Genomic DNA, 20,658 nt, shown 5'->3' with positions numbered 1-20,658 from the left:
AAGGAAATTATGAAGACGTTGTTTTCTGGTCGATCAGATATGCCTTTCGCCATGCTGCTGTTGGCCCCCAGCCTGATTTTGCTGGGGGGCCTGGTGGCCTGGCCAATGATTTCCAATATTGAAATCAGTTTCTTACGACTGCCGCTTAACCCGCGCATTAGCGCTGTGTTTGTTGGGCTGGACAATTACATTCGCATCCTCAGTGATGCGGCATTCTGGCACTCGCTGTGGATGACGTTCTGGTACACGGCGCTGGTGGTGATGGGCAGCACCGGGCTGGGGCTGGCCGTGGCGATCTTCTTTAATCGCGAATTTCGGATGCGCAAAACGGCACGTTCACTGGTGATTTTATCCTACGTGACGCCGTCTATTTCCCTGGTGTTTGCCTGGAAATATATGTTCAACAACGGCTACGGCATTGTGAACTACCTGGGCGTTGATCTGCTGCACCTTTATGACCAGGCACCGCTGTGGTTCGACAACCCCGGCAGTAGCTTTGTGTTGGTCGTGCTGTTCGCCATCTGGCGCTACTTCCCGTACGCCTTCATTTCATTCCTGGCGATTTTGCAGACCATCGACAAATCGTTGTACGAAGCCGCAGAGATGGACGGGGCTAACGCCTGGCAGCGTTTTCGTATCGTGACGTTGCCCGCCATCATGCCAGTGCTGGCTACGGTGGTGACGCTGCGAACCATCTGGATGTTCTACATGTTTGCGGATGTCTACCTGCTGACCACGAAGGTCGATATTTTAGGTGTCTATCTCTATAAAACCGCATTCGCATTCAATGATTTGGGTAAAGCAGCAGCAATTTCTGTGGTGCTGTTTGTGATCATCTTCGCTGTGATTCTGCTGACCAGAAAAAGGGTAAACCTCAATGGCAACAAATAAACGCGTACTTAGCCGTATTGGTTTTTATCTGGGGCTGGCGGTATTTCTGATCATCACGCTGTTCCCGTTCTTCGTGATGCTGATGACGTCGTTTAAGAGCGCGAAAGAGGCTATATCGCTGCACCCGACCATTTTGCCGCAGGCGTGGACGCTTCAGCATTATGTCGACATCTTTAACCCGCTGATCTTCCCGTTTGTGGATTACTTCCGCAACAGCATGGTGGTATCGCTGACCTCGTCGGTGATTGCGGTGTTCCTCGGCACGCTGGGGGCTTACGCCTTGTCCAAACTGCGTTTTAAAGGACGCACGACGATCAATGCGAGCTTCTACACCGTCTATATGTTCTCCGGGATTTTGCTGGTGGTGCCGCTGTTCAAGATCATCACCGCGCTCGGCATTTATGACACGGAGCTGGCGCTGATCATCACCATGGTGACCCAGACATTGCCTACGGCGGTATTCATGCTGCGCAGCTATTTCGACACCATCCCGGACGAAATAGAAGAGGCCGCGATGATGGATGGCCTGAACCGCCTGCAAATCATCTTCCGCATTACCGTGCCGCTGGCGATTTCCGGTCTCGTGTCGGTGTTTGTTTACTGCTTCATGGTGGCATGGAACGACTACCTGTTTGCCTCCATTTTCCTGTCCAGCGCCAGCAACTTTACGCTGCCGGTCGGGCTGAACACGCTCTTTAGCACACCAGATTATATCTGGGGTCGCATGATGGCGGCATCGCTGGTGACGGCGCTTCCGGTGGTCATCATGTATGCACTTTCTGAACGTTTTATTAAAAGTGGTTTGACCGCCGGTGGCGTTAAGGGCTGAGGCGGCCAATTTTTTATCAGGAGCAAGTTATGAAAAAGTTAGTTGCGACAGCGCCTCGCGTGGCGGCGCTCGTGGAATATGAAGATCGTGCTGTGGAAGCACATGAAGTGAAAATTCGTGCCCGTTTTGGTGCACCAAAACACGGTACCGAAGTTGTGGATTTCCGTGCGGCAAGCCCGTTTATTGATGAAGAGTTCAACGCGGAGTGGCAGATGTTTACGCCGCGTGAAGAGGGCGCTGCGCGCGGAATCGAATTCGGTAAGTTCCAGCTGGGGAATATGATCGTCGGCGACATTATTGAATGCGGTGCTGACGTAACGGAATACCGGCCAGGCGACAGCGTCTGTTGCTATGGTCCGCTGCAGGAGACGGTCATTGTCAATGCGGTTAACAACTACAAGCTGCGCAAAATGCCGCAGGGCGCATCCTGGAAAAACGCTGTTTGCTACGATCCGGCGCAGTTCGCCATGAGCGGCGTGCGTGATGCCAATGTCCGTGTAGGCGACTTTGTGGTGGTGGTCGGTCTGGGTGCCATCGGACAGATTGCCATTCAGCTGGCAAAAAAAGCCGGTGCGTCAGTGGTCATCGGTGTCGATCCTATCGAGCACCGCTGTGAGATCGCTCGCCGTCATGGCGCAGATCACTGTCTGAACCCAATCGGTACCGATGTGGGTCTGGAAATTAAAAAGCTGACCGGCAAGCAGGGCGCGGACGTGATCATCGAGACCAGCGGTTTTGCGGATGCGCTGCAGTCTGCGCTGCGTGGACTTGCCTACGGCGGCACCATCTCCTACGTTGCGTTCGCTAAACCATTTGCCGCGGGTTTCAACCTCGGCCGCGAAGCACACTTCAATAACGCGAAGATTGTTTTCTCCCGCGCCTGCAGCGAACCCAACCCAGACTACCCGCGCTGGAGCCGCAAGCGTATCGAAGAGACCTGCTGGGAATTGCTGATGAACGGTTATCTCAACTGTGACGATCTGATTGACCCGGTCGTGACCTTCACCACCAGCCCGGAAAGCTACATGAAGTATGTCGATCAGCATCCGGAACTCAGTATCAAAATGGGCGTCACTTTTTAAGCTAAGGACAGCAAATCATGAAAATCGCAACACAAAACCAGGCCTTTTTCCCAACTAACATCATGGAAAAGTTCGAGTACATCAAAGCGATGGGTTTTGATGGCTACGAAATTGACGGCAAACTGCTGGTCGAAAACCTCGACGAAGTGAAAGCGGCTATCAAAGCCACGGGTCTGCCGGTGACGACGGCATGTGGCGGATACGATGGCTGGATCGGTGACTTTATCGAAGAGCGTCGTCTCAACGGGCTGCAGCAGATCGAACGCATTCTGCAAGCCCTGGCTGAAGTGGGTGGAAAGGGCATTATCGTGCCTGCGGCCTGGGGAATGTTTACCTTCCGTTTGCCGCCAATGACCTCCCCACGCAGCCTGGACGGCGACCGCAAAGCGGTAAGCGCGTCGCTGCGCTGGCTGGATGAGGTTGCTGCACGCACCGGTACGACCGTCTACCTGGAACCGCTGAACCGCTACCAGGATCATATGATCAATACCCTGGCAGACGCGCGTCGTTATATCGAAGAGAACGATCTCAAGCACGTGCAGATCATCGGTGATTTCTATCATATGAACATTGAAGAAGACTCGCTGACGGATGCGCTGCATCAGAACCGCGATCTGCTGGGGCATGTGCATATTGCTGATAACCACCGCTATCAACCGGGCAGCGGCAGCCTCGATTTCGCCAGCCTGTTCGATCAGCTGCGTGCCGATAACTACCAGGGTTATGTGGTGTATGAGTGCCGCGTTCGCGCCGACAATCCGGCTCAGGCTTATCAGGACTCACTCACTTATTTGCGTGAATGCTAAGGATGACGAGCGTGATGAGTGCTTCTACACCTTCGCCTCTGCGCGTCGCCATTATTGGCGCCGGGCAGGTCGCGGACAAAGTGCATGCCTCGTATTACGCCACGCGCAGTGATGTTCACATGGTGGCTGTCATGGACAGCCGCCTTGAGCAGGCACAGGCGTTCGCGGAACGTTATGCTATTCCATCGGCATGGCAGGACGCTCACGAGATGTTGCAAACGGTGAAGCCGGACGTGGTGAGCGTCTGCTCGCCTAACCGGTTCCATTTTGAACATGTCATGGCTGCCCTCGAAGCGGGGTGTCATGTGATGTGTGAAAAACCCCCGGCGATGACGCCGCAACAGGCCGACCAGATGCGCATCGCGGCGCGTAAAGCAGGCAAAGTGCTGGCCTATGATTTTCACCACCGCTTTGCCCTGGATACCCAGCAACTGCGAGAGGCGGTAATGAATGGCACGCTCGGTGAAGTTTACTTCACATCGGCGCAGGCTGTGAGGCGGTGCGGTGTGCCGGGGTGGGGCGTGTTTACCAACAAATCATTACAGGGTGGCGGACCGCTGATTGATATCGGCATTCATATGCTTGATGCCGCCATGTATGTCCTGGGTTTCCCTGCGGTAAAGCGTGTGACCGCGCACAGCTTTCAGAGGCTGGGAAACCGCAAAAGCACCGGCCAGTTTGGCGAGTGGGATCCTACGCAATACACCGTTGAGGATGCCCTGTTTGGCACGATTGAATTCTGTAACGGCGGCATTCTGCGTCTGGACACCTCCTTTGCGCTTAACATCCGCGAGCAGTCCATCATGAATGTCGCTTTCTGCGGCGAAAAAGCGGGAGCAACGCTGTTCCCGGCGCACATCTATAACGACGAAGCCGGGGCGTTAGTCACCCTCGCGCAGCGTGAAGAGGCTGATGACCAGCGACATTTACGCAGTATGGATGCCTTCGTACGCCATGTGCAGGGAGAACCCGTCATGATCGCGGATGCAGAACAGGGCCTGGTTATTCAGCAGCTTGTCGCCGCGCTTTATGAATCAGCAGAAACAGGGGAATGCGTGACATTATGCTGAACGTGTCTGTCTTAACCGATCCGGGCTTTTGTCCTCACAGCCTGAATAAATACGCCTCTGTTATGGCCTGCGGCAATGGCTACATGGGCATTCGCGCTGCGCATGAAGAAGATTACACCCTGCAAACCAGAGGCATGTACCTTGCGGGTCTGTATCATCGTGCGGGACGCAACGAAACCACCGAGCTCGTCAATCTGCCCGATATCACTGGCATTGATGTTGAGCTGGATGGCGTCAATTTCACCCTCCTTGCAGGGGAGATTCTGGAGTGGCAGCGCGAGCTGGCCTTTGCCAACGGCGAGCTGCATCGTCGCGTTGTCTGGCGTTCGCCCGACGGAAACCGTTATCGGCTGGAAAGCCGTCGTTTTGTGTCGCTGGACCAGTTGCCTCTGGTGGCCATGCAGCTTTCGATCACACCGCTTGATGCTGCTTCGCAGGCCGTGCTGAAAACCGGTATTGATGCAACGCAAACGAACAGCGGCAGACAGCATCTGGATGAAATCTCGGTCAGAGTCTTTGACCAGCACTACATGCAGGGCGTGTATGAAACGCAGGACCGGGCGTCAGACGTCGTCGTTTCGGCGTTTTGTCAGCTCTCAACGAAGAGCGACAGCTGTTTTACCGCCAAAAATCGTCGTCTTAACGTGCACCATTCCCTGACGATTGCGCAGGGTGACACTGTCACGCTTGAAAAAATTGTCTGGGTAACCCACCGCTGTGACAAAGCGCTTTCGCAGGAGTCTTTCGCTCGCAACGCGCTGGCCGATCTCAAAGTTTGCGCAGCAAGAGGCTACGACGCCTTGCTGGAAAGTTCAGCGTATGCCTGGAAAGCCGTCTGGCGTGACGCTCGTGTGGAAGTGACGTCTGCGGAACCTCAGGATCAGATGGCGCTGGATTATGCGGTCTGGCACCTGACCACGATGACGCCTGCCCATGACGAGCGAAGCAGTATCGCCGCGAAAGGGCTGACGGGAGAGGGGTATAAAGGCCACGTATTCTGGGATACCGAAATATTCTTGCTGCCTTTCCATCTCTTTACTCGCCCGCAGATTGCCCGCAGCCTGCTGCGTTATCGCTGGCTTAATCTCGCTGGCGCCCGGGAGAAAGCCCGTCGTAACGGCTGGCCCGGCGCGTTGTTCCCATGGGAAAGCGCGGCGAGTGGGGAGGAAGAAACGCCAGAGTTTGCCGCTATCAACATCCGTACCGGGATACGCCAGAAGGTGGCCTCCGCGCTTGCTGAGCATCACATCGTGGCAGATATCGCCTGGGCCGTCGTCGCTTACTGGCAGGCGACACATGATGATGCCTTTATGCGTAATGAGGGTCTGACGCTGCTGATGGAAACCGCCTCGTTCTGGATGGGACGCGCAACGGAAATCAATGGTCGTCTCGAAATCCATGACGTAATAGGGCCGGACGAATACACCGAGCATGTGAATAACAATGCCTACACCAACTATCTGGCCTGGCACAACGTTGCCTGTGCCCGTCAGTTTATGGCGATGTTTGGGCGTGAAGATGCGCGTTTTACGGAGAATGCCACGCAGTTCCTGGCGCGCTTATGGCTGCCAGAGGCCGATGCAGAGGGTGTGATCCCACAGGATGACTCCTTTATGTCAAAACCTGCCATTGATCTGACCCGCTATAAAGCCAAAGCGGGTAAGCAGACGATTCTGCTCGATTATTCCCGTGCGGAAGTGAACGAGATGCAGATCCTGAAGCAGGCCGATGTGGTGATGCTTAACTACCTGCTGCCGGAACGGTTTACGCCGCAGCAGTGTGCCGCCAATCTGGCGTTCTATGAGCCACGCACGATCCATGATTCGTCATTGAGCAAAGCCATTCACGGGATTGTTCTCGCGCGCTGCGGTGACACGCAGGGGGCCTATGCCTTCTGGCGTGATGGCATCGGCATTGATTTGGGTGACGATCCGCACAGCAGTGATGAAGGGATACATGCTGCGGCCACCGGTGCGATCTGGTCTGGCGCGGTTCAGGGGTTTGCTGGCCTACAAATTATCGAAGGGGAACTGCATCTTGCGCCGAAACTGCCTGCTCATTGGCAGAAACTGGCATTCCCACTGCGGTGGCGCAACGCAACCCTGCATTTCACCTATGAAAACGAGGTGTTAACCATTGAAACGACGGCACCTGCCACGCTAACGCTGTGGGGCAAAACGCTACATGTGTCGGCGCGAAAAGTTATCACCCGTAAGGACTTTCTTGCATCTAAAGATGGGACCGCTACCACGGAGGGGCACCATGGCGCTTAAGGCTGTTGTATTCGATCTGGACGGTGTGATCACCGATACCGCACATCTCCACTTTCTGGCCTGGCGAGCCGTGGCGGAGGAAATTGGCATCACCTTCGACGAAGTCTTTAACGAACAGCTGAAGGGAATAAGCCGTATGGATTCTCTTCTGCGCATTCTGAAGCATGGCGGAAAAGAGGGGATGTTTAGCGATGAGCAGTGCCTTGAGCTTGCGACGAAAAAAAACGCGCGTTATGTCCAGTCGCTGGCATCGCTGACGCAGGATTCGCTGCTTCCGGGGATTCGAGACGTGCTGGCGGATATCCGTGCAGCGAAAGTCAAAATTGGGCTCGCGTCCGTATCGCTCAATGCTCCGGGGATTTTGCACGCGCTGGGCATTCATCAGGCATTTGATTTTTGCGCGGATGCTTCCCGCATTCACCGCTCAAAGCCAGACCCGGAAATCTTCCTCGCCGCCTGTGCCGGTCTGGACGTACGTCCTGAAGAGGCTATCGGCATTGAAGATGCCGCTGCGGGCGTTCAGGCAATCAACGCCGCAGGGATGTTGTCGGTAGGGATTGGGCCTGGCCTTAACCATGCAGGACTACAACTTCATTCAACGCAGGAACTGACCTGGACATGCCTGACTGAATTCTGGGCAACCCGGCGTATTGATAAGGAATAAATTATGGCTCAACTGTCTCTAAAACATATTCAGAAAATCTACGATAACCAGGTCCATGTGGTTAAAGATTTCAACCTCGAAATAGAAGACAAAGAATTCATTGTGTTCGTTGGTCCATCGGGATGTGGTAAATCCACGACCCTGCGCATGATTGCCGGGCTGGAGGAGATCAGCGCCGGTGAGCTGATCATTGACGGGGTCTGCATGAATGATGTCCCCGCTAAATCTCGCGATATCGCGATGGTCTTCCAGAACTACGCGCTTTACCCGCATATGACGGTCTACGACAACATGGCGTTTGGCCTGAAAATGCAAAAAATAGCGCCTGCGGTGATTGAGGAGCGTGTTAACTGGGCGGCGCAGATTTTGGGGTTACGTGATTATCTCAAGCGTAAGCCTGGCGCACTGTCCGGTGGTCAGCGCCAGCGCGTGGCGTTAGGCCGGGCGATCGTGCGTGAAGCCGGTGTCTTCCTGATGGATGAACCGCTGTCCAACCTTGATGCCAAGCTTCGCGTGCAGATGCGTGCTGAAATCAGCAAGCTGCACCAGAAGCTTAATACCACCATGATTTATGTTACGCACGACCAGACGGAAGCCATGACGATGGCCACCCGCATCGTGATCTTAAAAGACGGCATCATTCAGCAGGTCGGGGCGCCGAAGCAGGTGTACAACGAGCCGGCCAATATGTTTGTCGCAGGGTTCATTGGCTCACCGGCGATGAACTTCATTCGGGGCGCTATCGACGATCGTTATTTCGTCACGGAAACGTTGCGTCTGGAGATCCCTGAAGACAAGCTGGCCGAACTGAATGCGCAAGGTTACCAGCGTAAAGCGGTCGTCTTCGGTATCCGTCCGGAAGACATTCTTACCCTGCAGAGCAGCGGAGAAGACATCACGGCGAAAGTCAGCGTGGCTGAACTGACCGGCGCTGAATTTATGCTTTATGCCACCGTAGGGGGGCATGAACTGGTTGTCCGTGCAGGTGCAGCGAATGACTACGTCGCCGGAGATAATATTGGCATCCAGTTCGATATGAATAAGTGCCATTTCTTCGACGCTGATACAGAAGCGGCTATTAGATAAGAAAGGTGTTTGCCGGAAATGCAAATTTCCGGTTTTTTTGTTGGTTAATTAGAAAGGGAATATCTCATGAGTACTCTACTAAAAAGTGCTGCGCTCGTTCTGTGCGCAGGGGTTAGCTGTGCGCAAGCGGCAGAAACTGCGAAAAAGTGGGAATTTAATATCGGGGCCATGTATGAAATTGAAAACGTCGAAGGTCAGGGCGACGATAAAGATGGATTATATGAACCTTCCGTGTGGTTTAATGCGACCTGGGATGCCTGGACAATTTCTCTGGCGATGTATCAGGAAGGGCCCGTTGATTACAGCAGCATGACGCGCGGAACCTATTTTGACCGTCCGGAATTTGAATTACGCTATCGCTTTATTGGAACCGATGATTTTACTTTTGGTCTGACCGGCGGCTTCCGTAATTATGGTTATCACTTTAAAGATGAGCACGGTGCCAAAGACGGCAGCGCAAATATGCAGCGCTACAAAGTACAGCCAGACTGGGATATTAAATTAACCGATGACTGGCGCTTTAGTGGCTGGCTTGCTATGTATCAGTTTGCTAACGATCTGGAAAAAACCGGTTATGCTGACAGCCGTGTTGAGACCGAAACGGGCTTTACCTGGACTATCAATGAAACCGTCTCCGCAAAAGTAAATTACTATTTAGAGCGCGGTTTCAATATGGACAGCTCACGTAATAACGGCGAGTTTTCCACGCAGGAAATTCGCGCCTATCTGCCTGTTTCGTTGGGCCAGACAACCTTAACGCCTTACACCCGCTTGGGTCTTGACCGCTGGTCAAACTGGGACTGGCAGGACGATCCGTCGCGTGAAGGGCATGATTTCAACCGCCTGGGTATGCTGTATGCCTATGACTTCAACAACGGTTTATCCATGACGCTGGAATATGCGTATGAATGGGAAAACCACGATGAGGGTGAGAGCGACCGCTTCCACTATGCGGGCGTAGGTGTGAATTACGCGTTCTGATACATCACTTACCAGGGGCGATCCGCCCCTGGTTTTAGCGCAGAGAAGCCGCTAACACGAAGTGGGTGTCGACAAGCACTTTTTGCGGGGCAGGTTGACCACCAATGCGCCTGAAGAGCAGATTGCAACTCTCTTCACCCAGCTTGCGAGTAGGGATATCAAACCCACCTGGCGCTGGCGTGAGAATGAGAGAGAGCATCGGGTCGCTGTATCCGGCTATCACGACCTGCTCAGGGATCATCAGATTTAACTCATCCGCAGCACGATAGAGGCTTAGCAACTTCATGCTGTCGGTGGCGAATACCGCATCAGGAGGAACTGGCGAGGATAATAATGTAATCGCCGCAGCGAGTGCACTCTCGTGGGTATAACCACCATCCATGATCCAGTCGTAATGAATAGCAATATTATGTTTTGCCAGACTGGCTTTATAGCCCGCCAGACGATCAATTGAAACGTGGTAATCAAGCGGTGCATGCAGACAGGCAATTTTCCGTCGCCCATTTTTAATGAAATTATCCGTCAGCGTGGCGCTGTCATTAAAATTATCCGTATCGACGGAATAGATATTCTGATAATCACCTTCCACTTTGCCAATGACGACGACGGGTACGCCATACGCATCCAGCGTGCTGAAAAAAGATTCATTTGCCGGTGAACTCAGCATGATGACGCCTTTGATCATCTTCTGCTTTATTTTGCTCACACATTTCAGCAGATCGTCTTCGCTGCTTTTGGATGTTTGCAAAATAACGTCAAAACCTTCTTCTTCCGCTTTTGTTGTAATCGCATGAAGAACATCAGAGAAAAAAGGGTTACCGGCTGTGGTTTTGGTCGAGCGGGTCGATATAACCATAATGGCATCGAAGCCAGAAGAGGTCAGTGCGCGGGCCAGTTTGTTGGGCTGATAATTTAATTCGTCTATCGCCTTCAGCACTTTGTCACGTGCTTCGGGGGATATATTCGTTTGTTTATTCAGAACGCGGGATACGGTTGATTTCGATACGCCCGCAACCCGTGCGATATCATAGATGGTGGGTGACATACACCTTACTCACTCCGGACTGACAGCAATGCCGCTCATCTTACTGGAGAGAAAACGGCAATAGCAATAAATAAGAATTGATAATCAACGATCTGCCCCCATTTATTGTATTCTGAAGCCATGCATTCCAGGCTTCCGGGCAATGAAGGATGGCGATGAAGCGACTTAAGAACGAACTCAATTCACTGGTGAACCGCGGCATTGACCGACATCTGCGCCTGGCCGTCACCGGGCTAAGCCGCAGCGGCAAGACGGCATTCATAACGGCGATGGTAAACCAGCTCCTGAACCTGCACGCCGGAGCGCGCCTGCCGTTGCTCAGCGCCGTAAGAGAAGAGCATCTGCTGGGCGTTAAGCGCGTCCCTCAGCGCGATTTTGGTATTCCTCGTTTTACCTATGACGAAGGGCTGGCACAACTGTACGGGGATCCGCCCGCGTGGCCGACGCCGACGCGAGGCGTGAGTGAAATTCGCCTTGCGCTGCGTTTCCGCTCAAATGAATCCCTGATGCGCCACTTCAAGGATACCTCCACCCTGTATCTGGAAATCGTCGATTACCCGGGCGAATGGCTGCTCGATTTGCCGATGCTGGCACAGGACTACCTCAGCTGGTCCCGTCAGATGACAGGGTTGCTGCAGGGACAACGCGCTGCGTGGTCAACGAAATGGCGAGCGCTGTGTGAAGGCCTGGATCCGCTGGCACCAGCGGATGAAAACCGTCTGGCGGCGATTGCCGGGGCCTGGACGGACTATCTTCATCAGTGCAAACAGGAAGGGCTGCACTTCATCCAGCCGGGTCGTTTTGTCTTGCCGGGGGACTTAGCCGGAGCGCCCGCGCTGCAGTTCTTCCCCTGGCCAGATGTGGACGGCGCCGGTGAATCGAAGCTGGCCCAGGCCGGTAAACACACGAACGCCGGGATGCTGCGCGAGCGGTACAATTACTACTGCGAAAAAGTGGTCAAAGGATTTTATAAAAACCACTTCTTGCGTTTCGACCGCCAGATTGTGCTGGTAGATTGCCTGCAGCCGCTTAACAGCGGGCCGCAGGCATTTAACGATATGCGCCTCGCGCTGACCCAGCTGATGCAGAGTTTTCACTACGGGCAGCGGACGCTGTTCCGTCGTCTTTTCTCGCCGGTGATCGACAAGCTGCTGTTCGCGGCCACGAAAGCCGATCACGTGACGGTCGATCAGCATGCCAACATGGTTTCTCTGCTGCAGCAGCTGGTGCAGGATGCGTGGCAAAATGCCGCGTTTGAAGGGATTAGCATGGATTGTCTTGGGCTGGCCTCCGTGCAGGCGACGCAGAGCGGGCTGATTGATCTTAACGGCGAGAAAATACCGGCATTGCGCGGGAACCGCCTCAGCGACGGTGAGCCGCTTACGGTCTACCCGGGCGAAGTGCCCGCTAGGCTGCCGGGCCAGGCCTTCTGGCAGAGTCAGGGCTTCCAGTTTGAAGCCTTCCGCCCTCAGGCGATGAGCGTCGATCGGCCGTTGCCACACATCCGTCTGGATGCGGCGCTGGAGTTTCTGATTGGAGATAAATTGCGATGACGGAACCGTTAAAACCACGCATAGATTTTACCGGAACGCTTGAGCAGGCGGATCGTGAAGCGTTTAAAACGGCGCAGACGTTCAGCGGTACGCAGGCAGACAACTTTGCCCCGGCACTGCCGGACGATCCCGCGGTTGAGGAGGGGCCAGCGGAGGCGGTCGTGGTGGCCGCTTTGCGTCCAAAACGCAGTGTGTGGCGCAGAATGGTCACCGCCGGTCTGGCACTGTTCGGCGTCAGCGTGGTCGGGCAGGGCGTCCAGTGGGCGATGAACGCCTGGCAAACGCAGGACTGGGTCGCACTGGGCGGATGTGCCGCAGGTGCGCTGATTGTTGGCGCGGGCGTGGGGTCTGTTGCGACGGAGTGGCGACGTCTCTGGCGTCTGCGACAGCGCGCGCATGAGCGTGATGAAGCGCGGGATCTCCTCCACAGCCACGGAACCGGCAAAGGCCGCGCGTTTTGTGAGAAACTGGCCAGCCAGGCCGGTATCGATCAGTCGCATCCGGCGCTTCAGCGCTGGTATGCCGCCATCCATGAAACGCAGAATGACCGGGAAGTGGTAACGCTCTATTCCCATATGGTTCAGCCGGTACTGGATGCCCAGGCGCGACGCGAGATTAGCCGTTCTGCGGCAGAGTCCACGCTGATGATTGCCGTCAGCCCGCTGGCGCTGGTGGATATGGCGTTTATCGCATGGCGTAACCTGCGTTTGATTAACCGTATCGCTCATCTCTACGGTATCGAGCTGGGTTACTACAGTCGACTCAGACTGTTCAAGCTGGTGTTACTCAATATCGCCTTTGCTGGTGCGAGCGAACTGGTGCGTGAAGTGGGCATGGACTGGATGTCGCAGGATCTGGCTGCGCGTCTTTCGGCTCGCGCTGCGCAGGGTATTGGCGCGGGCTTACTGACGGCGCGTCTGGGTATCAAGGCGATGGAAGTGTGCCGACCGTTGCCGTGGATCGATGGCGATAAGCCACGGCTGGGGGATTTCCGACGCGAACTGATTGGCCAGCTTAAAGAGACGCTCAATAAAAAACCTGCTCCGTGAGGTTTTGTTCACTTATCGTGCTGGCTGTCAATATTTGTTGACAGCCATCTTCCGGTTCACCGTGTTCTGACATATCATTTTAACGTTACTGGCTTAAAACGGTGAATTTCCCATGCGTCTTGAAGTCTTCTGTGAAGACCGTCTCGGTCTGACCCGCGAGTTACTCGATCTTCTTGTTTTACGTAGCATTGATTTACGTGGCATTGAGATCGATCCTGTCGGGCGAATTTACCTCAATTTTGCCGAAATTGAATTCAATACCTTTAGCAGTCTGATGGCGGAAATCCGCCGTATCGCTGGCGTTACGGATGTGCGCACTATCCCCTGGATGCCCTCCGAGCGAGAGCACCTGGCACTGAGCGCGCTGCTGGAAGCCATGCCTGAACCGTTCCTCTCTCTGGATCTGAAAAGTAAAGTCGAGCGCGTTAACCACGCAAGCTGTCAGCTATTCGCACAGAGCCAGGAGAAGCTCAGCAATCAACATGCCGCACAGCTGGTCCCGGGTTTTAACTTCCAGCGCTGGCTGGACAGCAATCCGCAGAATACTCACAGCGAGCATGTAGTGATAAACGGGCAGAATTTCCTGATGGAGATCACACCGGTTTATCTGAAAGGGGAAAGCGACACCCGCGTACTGACCGGTGCCGTGATCATGCTGCGCTCGACGTTACGTATGGGCCGCCAGCTGCAAAACCTCTCCAGCCAGGATGTCGGCGCATTCAGCCAGATTATTGCCGTCAGCCCGAAAATGCGTCATGTGGTTGACCAGGCGCGCAAGCTCGCCAGCCTGACCGCGCCGCTGCTGATTACTGGCGATACCGGTACCGGGAAAGATCTGCTGGCTCACGCTGTGCATCTGGCAAGCCCGCGTGCGGCAAAACCGTATCTGGCACTTAATTGCGCCTCTATCCCGGAAGATGCTGTCGAAAGCGAACTGTTTGGACACGCGCCGGAAGGCAAGAAAGGGTTCTTCGAGCAGGCTAACGGCGGCTCCGTGCTGCTGGATGAGATCGGTGAAATGTCGCCGCGCATGCAGGCCAAACTGCTGCGTTTCCTGAACGACGGAACCTTCCGCCGCGTTGGTGAAGATCATGAGGTGCATGTGGACGTGCGCGTCATCTGTGCCACCCAGAAAAACCTGGTCGAACTGGTGCAAAAGGGGATATTCCGCGAGGATCTCTATTACCGCCTTAACGTCCTTACGCTGAACATTCCACCGCTGCGCGATTGTCCGCAGGACATCATGCCGTTAACGGAACTGTTTGTCGCCCGCTTTGCCGACGAGCAGGGCGTCCCGCGTCCGAAGCTTTCTGCCGATCTCGGCACGGTGTTAATGCGCTACGGTTGGCCGGGCAACATCCGTCAGCTTAAAAATGCCGTTTATCGTGCACTCACCCAGCTTGAAGGGTATGAACTGCGTCCGCAGGATATTCTGCTGCCTGATTACGACGCCGGAACGGTATCGGTAGGTGAAGAGGCGATGGAAGGGTCGCTGGATGATATTACCAGTCGCTTTGAACGCTCCGTCCTGACGCAGCTTTATCGCAGCTATCCAAGTACTCGCAAACTGGCAAAGCGGCTTGGCGTATCGCATACCGCGATTGCGAATAAGCTCCGTGAGTATGGTTTGAATCATAAGAAAGGTGACGAATAGCAAAAAGCCTCTGTAAAGAGGCTTTTTTATGTTTATTCCTTCGCCAGCGGTGTGGTCACGATTTCTGTTTTTGTCTCTCCCTGAATGGCCGCAATCCTGTTTTCAACCTCTTTCACCTGTTGTGGGCTATGAAGCAGGGTATAGGTGAGATCAAACTGCGCGCTGGCCCCAGGCTGTAATTGCTTAACCCGTTTCTGCTCACGTTCTATGGTCACGGGGTAGGCGTAGCTCGTACCCGGCTCAATCCCCGTAACGTACCCCTGTTTTGGCGTATCGGTATTTTTCCATAAGGTCAGCGCGGGTAGCTGGCGTGTATCAAACTGAATTGACGCGCCTTTATCGCCGGCTTTGTTGACCACCGCCGCGAAGGTTTCGTGGTTGTTGTCCGCAAGCGGTTTGATGTTAAAGACCATCTCATCAAAGCCTTTTGTCGGCCCGGCATAGGTTTGCCAGTTGTCTACGCCCGCTTTAGCGTAATCGTTGAAGGGGCTCACGCTTACCGCCGGAGCAAGGAAGCGTGCGCCTTCTTCGAGGATCGGCTTCCCGAAGTTACTGTGATAGATGATTTGATAGTCATGAGGGTAATCGGCATGGTTTGTCAGGACATCATGCAGGCTGAACTGGTTAGTTCCTGGAACGTAACGCAGTTCGGTCATGGTTTGCAGATCCGCTTTTTTAAACGTGCTCTCTTTGATTAACCCGCGAATACGAATTTCATACGGGGCGGTATCCGCAACGTCAACTTCGACCTGAGAAGCCGGGGTATTACCGGCCTTGCCGTGAAGCGTATAAATCTGGCCGTCAGCCGTGACCGGATGTCCCGTCCACTCATAACCACAGCGGACCATCATCTCATTGAATCCTTCCAGCCAGCCGAGGCCGTTTCGGCTTTCCAGATTTATATACGCCGGGTTAACGACCTCTTTAACGGGAGAATTCCACCCCAGTCGGGTACCAAAACCTTCCACATGCAGAAGATTCATTCCGCGCGTTGGGCTCAGGGTAATTGTCAGACCGTTTTTACTGCTGATAATGATAACTTTACTGCCTTCCTGCTTTCCGCCGTGCAATACTTTCTGCTCAATGCTGAACGTCCGGTCATTAATTTTCAGCTCATCGCTTGAAATCTTCCAGTTTCCTTTTTCTACGCCGCTTTCAGCGCTGGTCAGCACCCAGGTTTTTGCGGCAGCGTGACCTGAAACCAGTACCGCAAGGAGCGTTAAAGCCAGTTTTATTTTCATTTTGATCCCTTTTTGCTGAAACGATTATTTGATTTCGTAAGCAAATCTAATGTTTTGCCGTAAAGGGAAATGTGATGGGCTTCACTGAGGGCGAAGATGATAAATATTAACCAGTATTATGTGGGCAAGATCGCGTTATTGTTGAGTTTCTGATATTGAATTGCATAAATACTGTGAAGTTATCATATTTATGCTTTAACGATTCAGCGTGGAGGTAATAAAAAACCCCGCCATCGCGAGGTTTTGAAAACGCAGTATAAATTGCTAAGTCACTGTTATGCTTTAAGCGTGTCCAGTGCGGCGGTGTAATCCGGCTCGGTCGTAATTTCGTTAACCAGTTCGCTGAAAAGGACAGTGTCGTTTTCATCAATAACCAGTACAGCGCGTGCAGCCAGACCTTTCAGTGGACCTTCCGCGATGCTAACACCGTATTTTTCGAGGAAATCCGGGCTACGCAGGGTGGAGAGGGTGATAACGTTGCTCAGGCCTTCAGCGCCGCAGAAGCGGGACTGGGCGAACGGCAGGTCAGCGGAAATGCACAGCACCACGGTGTTGTCCATTTCGGTGGCCAGCTGGTTGAATTTACGCACGGAGGCAGCGCAAACGCCGGTATCAATGCTTGGGAAAATGTTCAGCACTTTGCGTTTACCCGCAAACTGAGCCAGTGTGACGTCAGACAGATCTTTAGCCACCAGAGTAAAAGCCTGCGCTTTGCTGCCAGCCTGCGGAATGGAACCTGCAACAGCAACCGGGTTGCCCTGGAAATGAACGAGTTGTGACATAGATATCTTCCTGTTTACATATAGTTAACGTCGGGGCTAGTGTATGCCATCAGCAGATAACACGGCAAACCAATTTTTTCGCCTTTCCGGGCCGCAAGGAGTCAGTGATGAGAAGCGTTAAGGTCTATGAAGAAGCCTGGCCATTGCATACCCCGTTTGTGATCTCTCGCGGCAGCCGAAGCGAAGCCAGCGTGGTGGTCGTTGAAATCGAAGAGGACGGTTTTAAAGGCGTGGGTGAATGCACGCCTTATCCACGCTATGGGGAAAGCCTCGCGTCGGTCATGGCGCATATCATGACGCTGGTTCCGGACCTGCAAACCGGACTCACTCGCGAGGCGCTCCAGCAACGTTTACCCGCCGGGGCCGCGCGCAACGCCATTGATTGTGCGCTCTGGAACCTGGAAGCGGCGAAACAGCAAACATCGCTGACGTCATTGCTGGGCGTGGTGCTGCCGGAATCGGTGGTTACCGCGCAAACGGTGGTAATCGGTGAGCCGGAACAGATGGCCGCCAGCGCAAAAGCGCTCTATGACGCCGGGGCAACGCTATTGAAAGTGAAACTCGACGATCGCCTGATCAGCGAGCGAATGGTCGCTATTCGCTCAGCGGTTCCCGCCGCCACGCTCATTGTTGACGCCAACGAATCCTGGCACCCGGAAGGGCTGGCCGCACGATGTCAGCTGCTGGCCGACCTGGGGGTCGCCATGCTGGAGCAGCCTCTGCCAGCAGAAGATGATGCGGCGCTGAATAATTTTATCCATCCATTGCCCGTCTGCGCGGATGAAAGCTGCCATACCCGGGAACGTTTGAGCGACCTTCAGGGGCGCTATGAGATGGTCAATATTAAGCTCGACAAGACCGGCGGCCTGACAGAGGCGCTGGCCCTGGCGGAAGAGGCCCGGGCGCAGGGATTTGAGCTGATGCTGGGCTGCATGCTCTGCACGTCCCGGGCGATCGGCGCGGCGCTACCGCTGGTTAATCAGGTCCGTTTCGCCGATCTGGATGGCCCGACGTGGCTGGCGGTTGATGTGTCACCCGCGCTTGATTTTACCAGCGGCGTGCTTCATCTCTGAGGCTGCCAGCGTAAAAGCTCCATCATGGCTTTTAAGTACTTTTCGCTGGCTTCGTCGGACGAGATCGCCGGGAATTCAGCGGTAATGCAGGGCAGGCTCAAATCGGCGCACCAGCTACCGAATGATCCTGGCGTTTCATAGCCGACGCTGGTAACGAGTGGCAGGGCAAATGCTTCCGCCAGCCAGGCGCCCAGCTCGGAGTGACGCGGATCTTCAATACACGCCAGCGGATCGTGGAAAGAGACAATCCATGCAGGGTGGATCTTATGGATGAGCTGGCACAGCGCCTGGGTTTCAGGCTCCGAGCCCGGTTTATCTCCCGTCAGCAGAACCACATCACGCTCCTCGGCGGAGCTGTTCCAGCGATAAACGGTTTCTCCGGCGCGCCAGTTTGCTGCCGGGAAATTACGATTTAAGTCTACGCCTCTCGCATTGGCGCGTAGACCGAGCTGACAGCCGTCCGGGTTAACCGCCAGAATCACGTGATGACGCCGCAATGAGGGCGTTAGTGTCCGCAGCGCGCATGAAAGCGTCACGATGGAGGAGTTCTCGTCACCGTGCGTGCCGGCAAGAATCAAGCCGCTGTCGCGGTCGGCATCGGGGGCGGGGAACCAGATCAACGATGCGCCTAAAAATGAGCGGCCATATTGCTCAGCGCCCGGCGGAAAGGCGCCGCGTTCCGCTCTCGGTCGGGTGGTTGTCATACGAAATCCTGATAAAAAGATCACTACTCGCAGTGTTGTGCAAAACACGCGGTTAATCAAATAGTTTCCGAAATGGTTGAGAATTGCCTTAAATCACTATTCGGGAGTAAGTTATTTGCATTTCTTTTTGTCGAAACAAATAATTACGCATCTGCTTGTTACCTGAATTCATTAAAGGGGATCTTATGAAGCATCCTGTTTCGCGTCTTTTTGCCGCACTGTGCCTGTGCGGACTCTCTTCACTCTCTTTCGCTGCGGATGTGCCACAGGGTACGGCACTGGCGCAAAAACAGGAGCTGGTCAGACACATTAAAGACGAACCGGCTTCACTCGATCCGGCAAAAGCGGTGGGGCTGCCAGAGATTCAGGTGATTCGCGATCTCTTCGAAGGTCTGGTGAATCAGAATGAGAAAGGGGAGTTGACGCCGGGAGTGGCAACGCGCTGGCAGAGCAACGATAACCGCATCTGGACATTTACCCTACGCGATAACGCGAAGTGGTCCGACGGTTCGCCTGTCACCGCCCAGGATTTTGTCTACAGCTGGCAGCGTCTGGTTGATCCGAAAACGACCTCTCCATTTGCCTGGTTTGCTGCCCTGGCGGGTATCAACAACGCGCAGGCCATTATTGATGGAAAAGCGGCACCCGATACGCTTGGCGTAACGGCGGTCGATGCCAGAACATTACGCGTCCAGTTGGACAAACCGCTGCCGTGGTTCAGTAATCTGACGGCTAACTTTGCCTTCTACCCGGTGCAAAAAGCCAACGTAGAAAGGGGTAAAGAGTGGACCCGTCCGGGATCTCTGGTCGGCAATGGTGCCTATGTCCTGAATGACCGCGTGGTGAATGAAAAACTGGTCGTCGTCCCCAATACCCACTACTGGGACAATGCAAAAACCGTCCTGCAAAAGGTCACCTTCGTACCGATTAACCAGGAATCATCGGCCACCAAACGTTATCTGGCGGGTGATATTGATATTACCGAATCGTTCCCAAAAAACATGTATCAGAAGCTCCTGAAGGATATTCCGGGACAGGTTTACACGCCGCCTCAGTTGGGCACGTATTACTATGCGTTCAATACGCAAAAGGGCCCAACGGCCGACTCCCGCGTGCGCCTGGCGCTGAGCATGACCATCGATCGCCGCATTATGGCGGAAAAAGTGTTAGGCACGGGAGAGAAGCCCGCATGGCACTTCACGCCTGACGTGACGGCCGGGTTCACCCCGGAGGCCTCGCCATTTGAACAGATGTCGCAGCAGGAGCTGAACGCCCAGGCGAAAACCTTGCTGCAGGCCGCGGGGTATGGCCCTCAGCGTCCGCTGAAGCTGACCCTGCTGTACAATACTTCAGAAAATCATCAGAAGATTGCCATCGCGGTGGCGTCCATGTGGAAGAAAAATCTCGGTGTGGATGTCAAACTGCAAAACCAGGAGTGGAAAACGTATATTGACAGCCGTAATACCGGTAACTTTGACGTGATCCGCGCCTCCTGGGTGGGCGATTACAACGAGCCATCGACCTTCCTTTCGCTGCTGACCTCAACCCACAGCGGTAACATCTCGCGTTTCAACGACCCGGCCTACGATAAAATTATCCACCAGGCGACGCTGGAAACCACGGCGAAAGCGCGCAATACGGACTACAACATGGCGGAAAAAATCCTCACGGAGAAAGCGCCTATCGCGCCGATTTATCAGTACACCAATGGCCGCCTGATTAAGCCGTGGGTGAAAGGCTATCCTATTAATAATCCGGAAGACGTGGCGTATAGCCGGACGATGTATATTGAGAAGCACTGACGGGGAGAGAATGACCTTGTCGCACTGAAAACTGGCGCATGCTGGCGCCAGTTTTTACTTATGCCCGCGCGTG

The 20,658-nt window shown here is 54.3% G+C and carries 18 protein-coding genes; 14 read left to right on the top strand and 4 right to left on the bottom strand.

The window, feature by feature from the left end:
• Nucleotides 1-9 precede the first annotated feature (9 nt).
• The 9 genes from BFV64_RS12245 to BFV64_RS12205 all read left to right on the top strand — a co-directional run bounded on the left by BFV64_RS12245 (nt 10) and on the right by BFV64_RS12205 (nt 9,682).
• A complete protein-coding gene (locus tag BFV64_RS12245; protein ID WP_014884057.1) occupies nt 10-891 on the top strand; it encodes a carbohydrate ABC transporter permease in 882 nt (293 codons plus the stop codon).
• Complete coding sequence (locus BFV64_RS12240; RefSeq protein ID WP_014884056.1) at nt 878-1,720, top strand: carbohydrate ABC transporter permease; 843 nt, start codon at nt 878-880, stop codon at nt 1,718-1,720. Before BFV64_RS12245 ends, BFV64_RS12240 begins: the two co-directional genes overlap by 14 nt.
• Before the next feature lie 29 nt (nt 1,721-1,749).
• Nucleotides 1,750-2,802, top strand: a complete 1,053-nt coding sequence (locus BFV64_RS12235; protein WP_045135279.1) for a D-guloside 3-dehydrogenase — start codon at nt 1,750-1,752, stop codon at nt 2,800-2,802.
• A gap of 17 nt (nt 2,803-2,819) precedes the next feature.
• Nucleotides 2,820-3,608, top strand: a complete 789-nt coding sequence (locus BFV64_RS12230; protein ID WP_045135278.1) for a 3-dehydro-D-guloside 4-epimerase — start codon at nt 2,820-2,822, stop codon at nt 3,606-3,608.
• Nucleotides 3,609-3,619: 11 nt separating this feature from the next.
• Entirely contained in the window at nt 3,620-4,678 is a 1,059-nt protein-coding gene (locus BFV64_RS12225) for a D-glucoside 3-dehydrogenase (protein WP_088126779.1), read from the top strand.
• Nucleotides 4,672-6,951, top strand: coding sequence for a glycoside hydrolase family 65 protein (locus BFV64_RS12220; protein ID WP_045135285.1), 2,280 nt, complete (start codon nt 4,672-4,674; stop codon nt 6,949-6,951). Before BFV64_RS12225 ends, BFV64_RS12220 begins: the two co-directional genes overlap by 7 nt.
• Nucleotides 6,941-7,615 (top strand): beta-phosphoglucomutase, encoded by a 675-nt coding sequence (gene pgmB, locus BFV64_RS12215; protein ID WP_069602126.1) that lies wholly within the window; start codon nt 6,941-6,943, stop codon nt 7,613-7,615. The genes BFV64_RS12220 and pgmB overlap by 11 nt, the downstream gene beginning before the upstream one ends.
• A 3-nt stretch (nt 7,616-7,618) precedes the next feature.
• Nucleotides 7,619-8,701 carry an ABC transporter ATP-binding protein gene (locus tag BFV64_RS12210; RefSeq protein WP_014884050.1) on the top strand — a complete coding sequence of 361 codons (1,083 nt, stop codon included), beginning with the start codon at nt 7,619-7,621 and terminating at the stop codon, nt 8,699-8,701.
• Nucleotides 8,702-8,767: 66 nt separating this feature from the next.
• Entirely contained in the window at nt 8,768-9,682 is a 915-nt protein-coding gene (locus BFV64_RS12205; RefSeq protein WP_045135276.1) for an OmpG family monomeric porin, read from the top strand.
• Between the two features lie 34 nt (nt 9,683-9,716).
• On the opposite strand, the gene BFV64_RS12200 is transcribed toward BFV64_RS12205, so the two are convergent.
• A complete protein-coding gene (locus BFV64_RS12200; RefSeq protein ID WP_045135275.1) occupies nt 9,717-10,727 on the bottom strand; it encodes a LacI family DNA-binding transcriptional regulator in 1,011 nt (336 codons plus the stop codon).
• Between the two features lie 155 nt (nt 10,728-10,882).
• Here BFV64_RS12200 and BFV64_RS12195 point away from each other — a divergent pair, with 155 nt between their 5' ends.
• From BFV64_RS12195 to tyrR, 3 genes are all read left to right on the top strand, one after another.
• A complete protein-coding gene (locus BFV64_RS12195) occupies nt 10,883-12,280 on the top strand; it encodes a YcjX family GTP-binding protein (RefSeq protein WP_069602125.1) in 1,398 nt (465 codons plus the stop codon).
• Nucleotides 12,277-13,329 carry a YcjF family protein gene (locus BFV64_RS12190; protein ID WP_069602124.1) on the top strand — a complete coding sequence of 351 codons (1,053 nt, stop codon included), beginning with the start codon at nt 12,277-12,279 and terminating at the stop codon, nt 13,327-13,329. Before BFV64_RS12195 ends, BFV64_RS12190 begins: the two co-directional genes overlap by 4 nt.
• A gap of 112 nt (nt 13,330-13,441) precedes the next feature.
• Nucleotides 13,442-14,983, top strand: coding sequence for a transcriptional regulator TyrR (gene tyrR, locus BFV64_RS12185; RefSeq protein WP_014884045.1), 1,542 nt, complete (start codon nt 13,442-13,444; stop codon nt 14,981-14,983).
• Nucleotides 14,984-15,015: 32 nt separating this feature from the next.
• Here tyrR and BFV64_RS12180 read toward each other — a convergent pair whose 3' ends face one another.
• Nucleotides 15,016-16,224: an aldose 1-epimerase family protein gene (locus BFV64_RS12180; RefSeq protein ID WP_069602123.1), complete on the bottom strand. Its 1,209-nt coding sequence runs from the start codon at nt 16,222-16,224 to the stop codon at nt 15,016-15,018.
• A gap of 275 nt (nt 16,225-16,499) precedes the next feature.
• On the bottom strand, nt 16,500-17,006 hold the full coding sequence (tpx, locus tag BFV64_RS12175) for a thiol peroxidase (RefSeq protein ID WP_045135272.1): 507 nt from the start codon (nt 17,004-17,006) through the stop codon (nt 16,500-16,502).
• Nucleotides 17,007-17,113: 107 nt separating this feature from the next.
• On the opposite strand from tpx, the gene ycjG reads away from it, so the two are divergent.
• Nucleotides 17,114-18,079, top strand: a complete 966-nt coding sequence (gene ycjG, locus BFV64_RS12170) for an L-Ala-D/L-Glu epimerase (protein WP_045282159.1) — start codon at nt 17,114-17,116, stop codon at nt 18,077-18,079.
• Here ycjG and mpaA read toward each other — a convergent pair.
• Nucleotides 18,070-18,783 carry a murein tripeptide amidase MpaA gene (gene mpaA, locus BFV64_RS12165; protein ID WP_023330524.1) on the bottom strand — a complete coding sequence of 238 codons (714 nt, stop codon included), beginning with the start codon at nt 18,781-18,783 and terminating at the stop codon, nt 18,070-18,072. The genes ycjG and mpaA overlap by 10 nt on opposite strands.
• Nucleotides 18,784-18,968: 185 nt before the next feature.
• On the opposite strand from mpaA, the gene BFV64_RS12160 reads away from it, so the two are divergent.
• The gene (locus BFV64_RS12160; protein WP_045268217.1) at nt 18,969-20,585 is read left to right on the top strand and encodes a peptide ABC transporter substrate-binding protein; all 1,617 of its coding nucleotides are present in this window, start codon (nt 18,969-18,971) and stop codon (nt 20,583-20,585) included.
• The last annotated feature ends 73 nt before the right edge of the window (nt 20,586-20,658 follow it).

It is taken from the genome of Enterobacter kobei (assembly GCF_001729765.1).
Taxonomy (GTDB): Bacteria; Pseudomonadota; Gammaproteobacteria; order Enterobacterales; family Enterobacteriaceae; genus Enterobacter; species Enterobacter kobei.
The sequence above is the reverse complement of the archived record's forward strand: the minus strand, read 5'-3'. Positions and strand labels throughout refer to the sequence as shown.

Coding starts and splice junctions, on each gene's coding strand:
- tyrR (WP_014884045.1), top strand. CDS start 13,442: ATGCGTCTTGAAGTCTTCTGTGAAGACCGTCTCGGTCTGACCCGCGAG.
- BFV64_RS12245 (WP_014884057.1), top strand. CDS start 10: ATGAAGACGTTGTTTTCTGGTCGATCAGATATGCCTTTCGCCATGCTG.
- BFV64_RS12220 (WP_045135285.1), top strand. CDS start 4,672: ATGCTGAACGTGTCTGTCTTAACCGATCCGGGCTTTTGTCCTCACAGC.
- BFV64_RS12160 (WP_045268217.1), top strand. CDS start 18,969: ATGAAGCATCCTGTTTCGCGTCTTTTTGCCGCACTGTGCCTGTGCGGA.
- BFV64_RS12210 (WP_014884050.1), top strand. CDS start 7,619: ATGGCTCAACTGTCTCTAAAACATATTCAGAAAATCTACGATAACCAG.
- BFV64_RS12230 (WP_045135278.1), top strand. CDS start 2,820: ATGAAAATCGCAACACAAAACCAGGCCTTTTTCCCAACTAACATCATG.
- BFV64_RS12235 (WP_045135279.1), top strand. CDS start 1,750: ATGAAAAAGTTAGTTGCGACAGCGCCTCGCGTGGCGGCGCTCGTGGAA.
- tpx (WP_045135272.1), bottom strand. CDS start 17,006: ATGTCACAACTCGTTCATTTCCAGGGCAACCCGGTTGCTGTTGCAGGT.
- BFV64_RS12190 (WP_069602124.1), top strand. CDS start 12,277: ATGACGGAACCGTTAAAACCACGCATAGATTTTACCGGAACGCTTGAG.
- BFV64_RS12180 (WP_069602123.1), bottom strand. CDS start 16,224: ATGAAAATAAAACTGGCTTTAACGCTCCTTGCGGTACTGGTTTCAGGT.
- BFV64_RS12205 (WP_045135276.1), top strand. CDS start 8,768: ATGAGTACTCTACTAAAAAGTGCTGCGCTCGTTCTGTGCGCAGGGGTT.
- BFV64_RS12240 (WP_014884056.1), top strand. CDS start 878: ATGGCAACAAATAAACGCGTACTTAGCCGTATTGGTTTTTATCTGGGG.
- BFV64_RS12195 (WP_069602125.1), top strand. CDS start 10,883: ATGAAGCGACTTAAGAACGAACTCAATTCACTGGTGAACCGCGGCATT.
- mpaA (WP_023330524.1), bottom strand. CDS start 18,783: ATGACAACCACCCGACCGAGAGCGGAACGCGGCGCCTTTCCGCCGGGC.
- pgmB (WP_069602126.1), top strand. CDS start 6,941: ATGGCGCTTAAGGCTGTTGTATTCGATCTGGACGGTGTGATCACCGAT.
- ycjG (WP_045282159.1), top strand. CDS start 17,114: ATGAGAAGCGTTAAGGTCTATGAAGAAGCCTGGCCATTGCATACCCCG.
- BFV64_RS12200 (WP_045135275.1), bottom strand. CDS start 10,727: ATGTCACCCACCATCTATGATATCGCACGGGTTGCGGGCGTATCGAAA.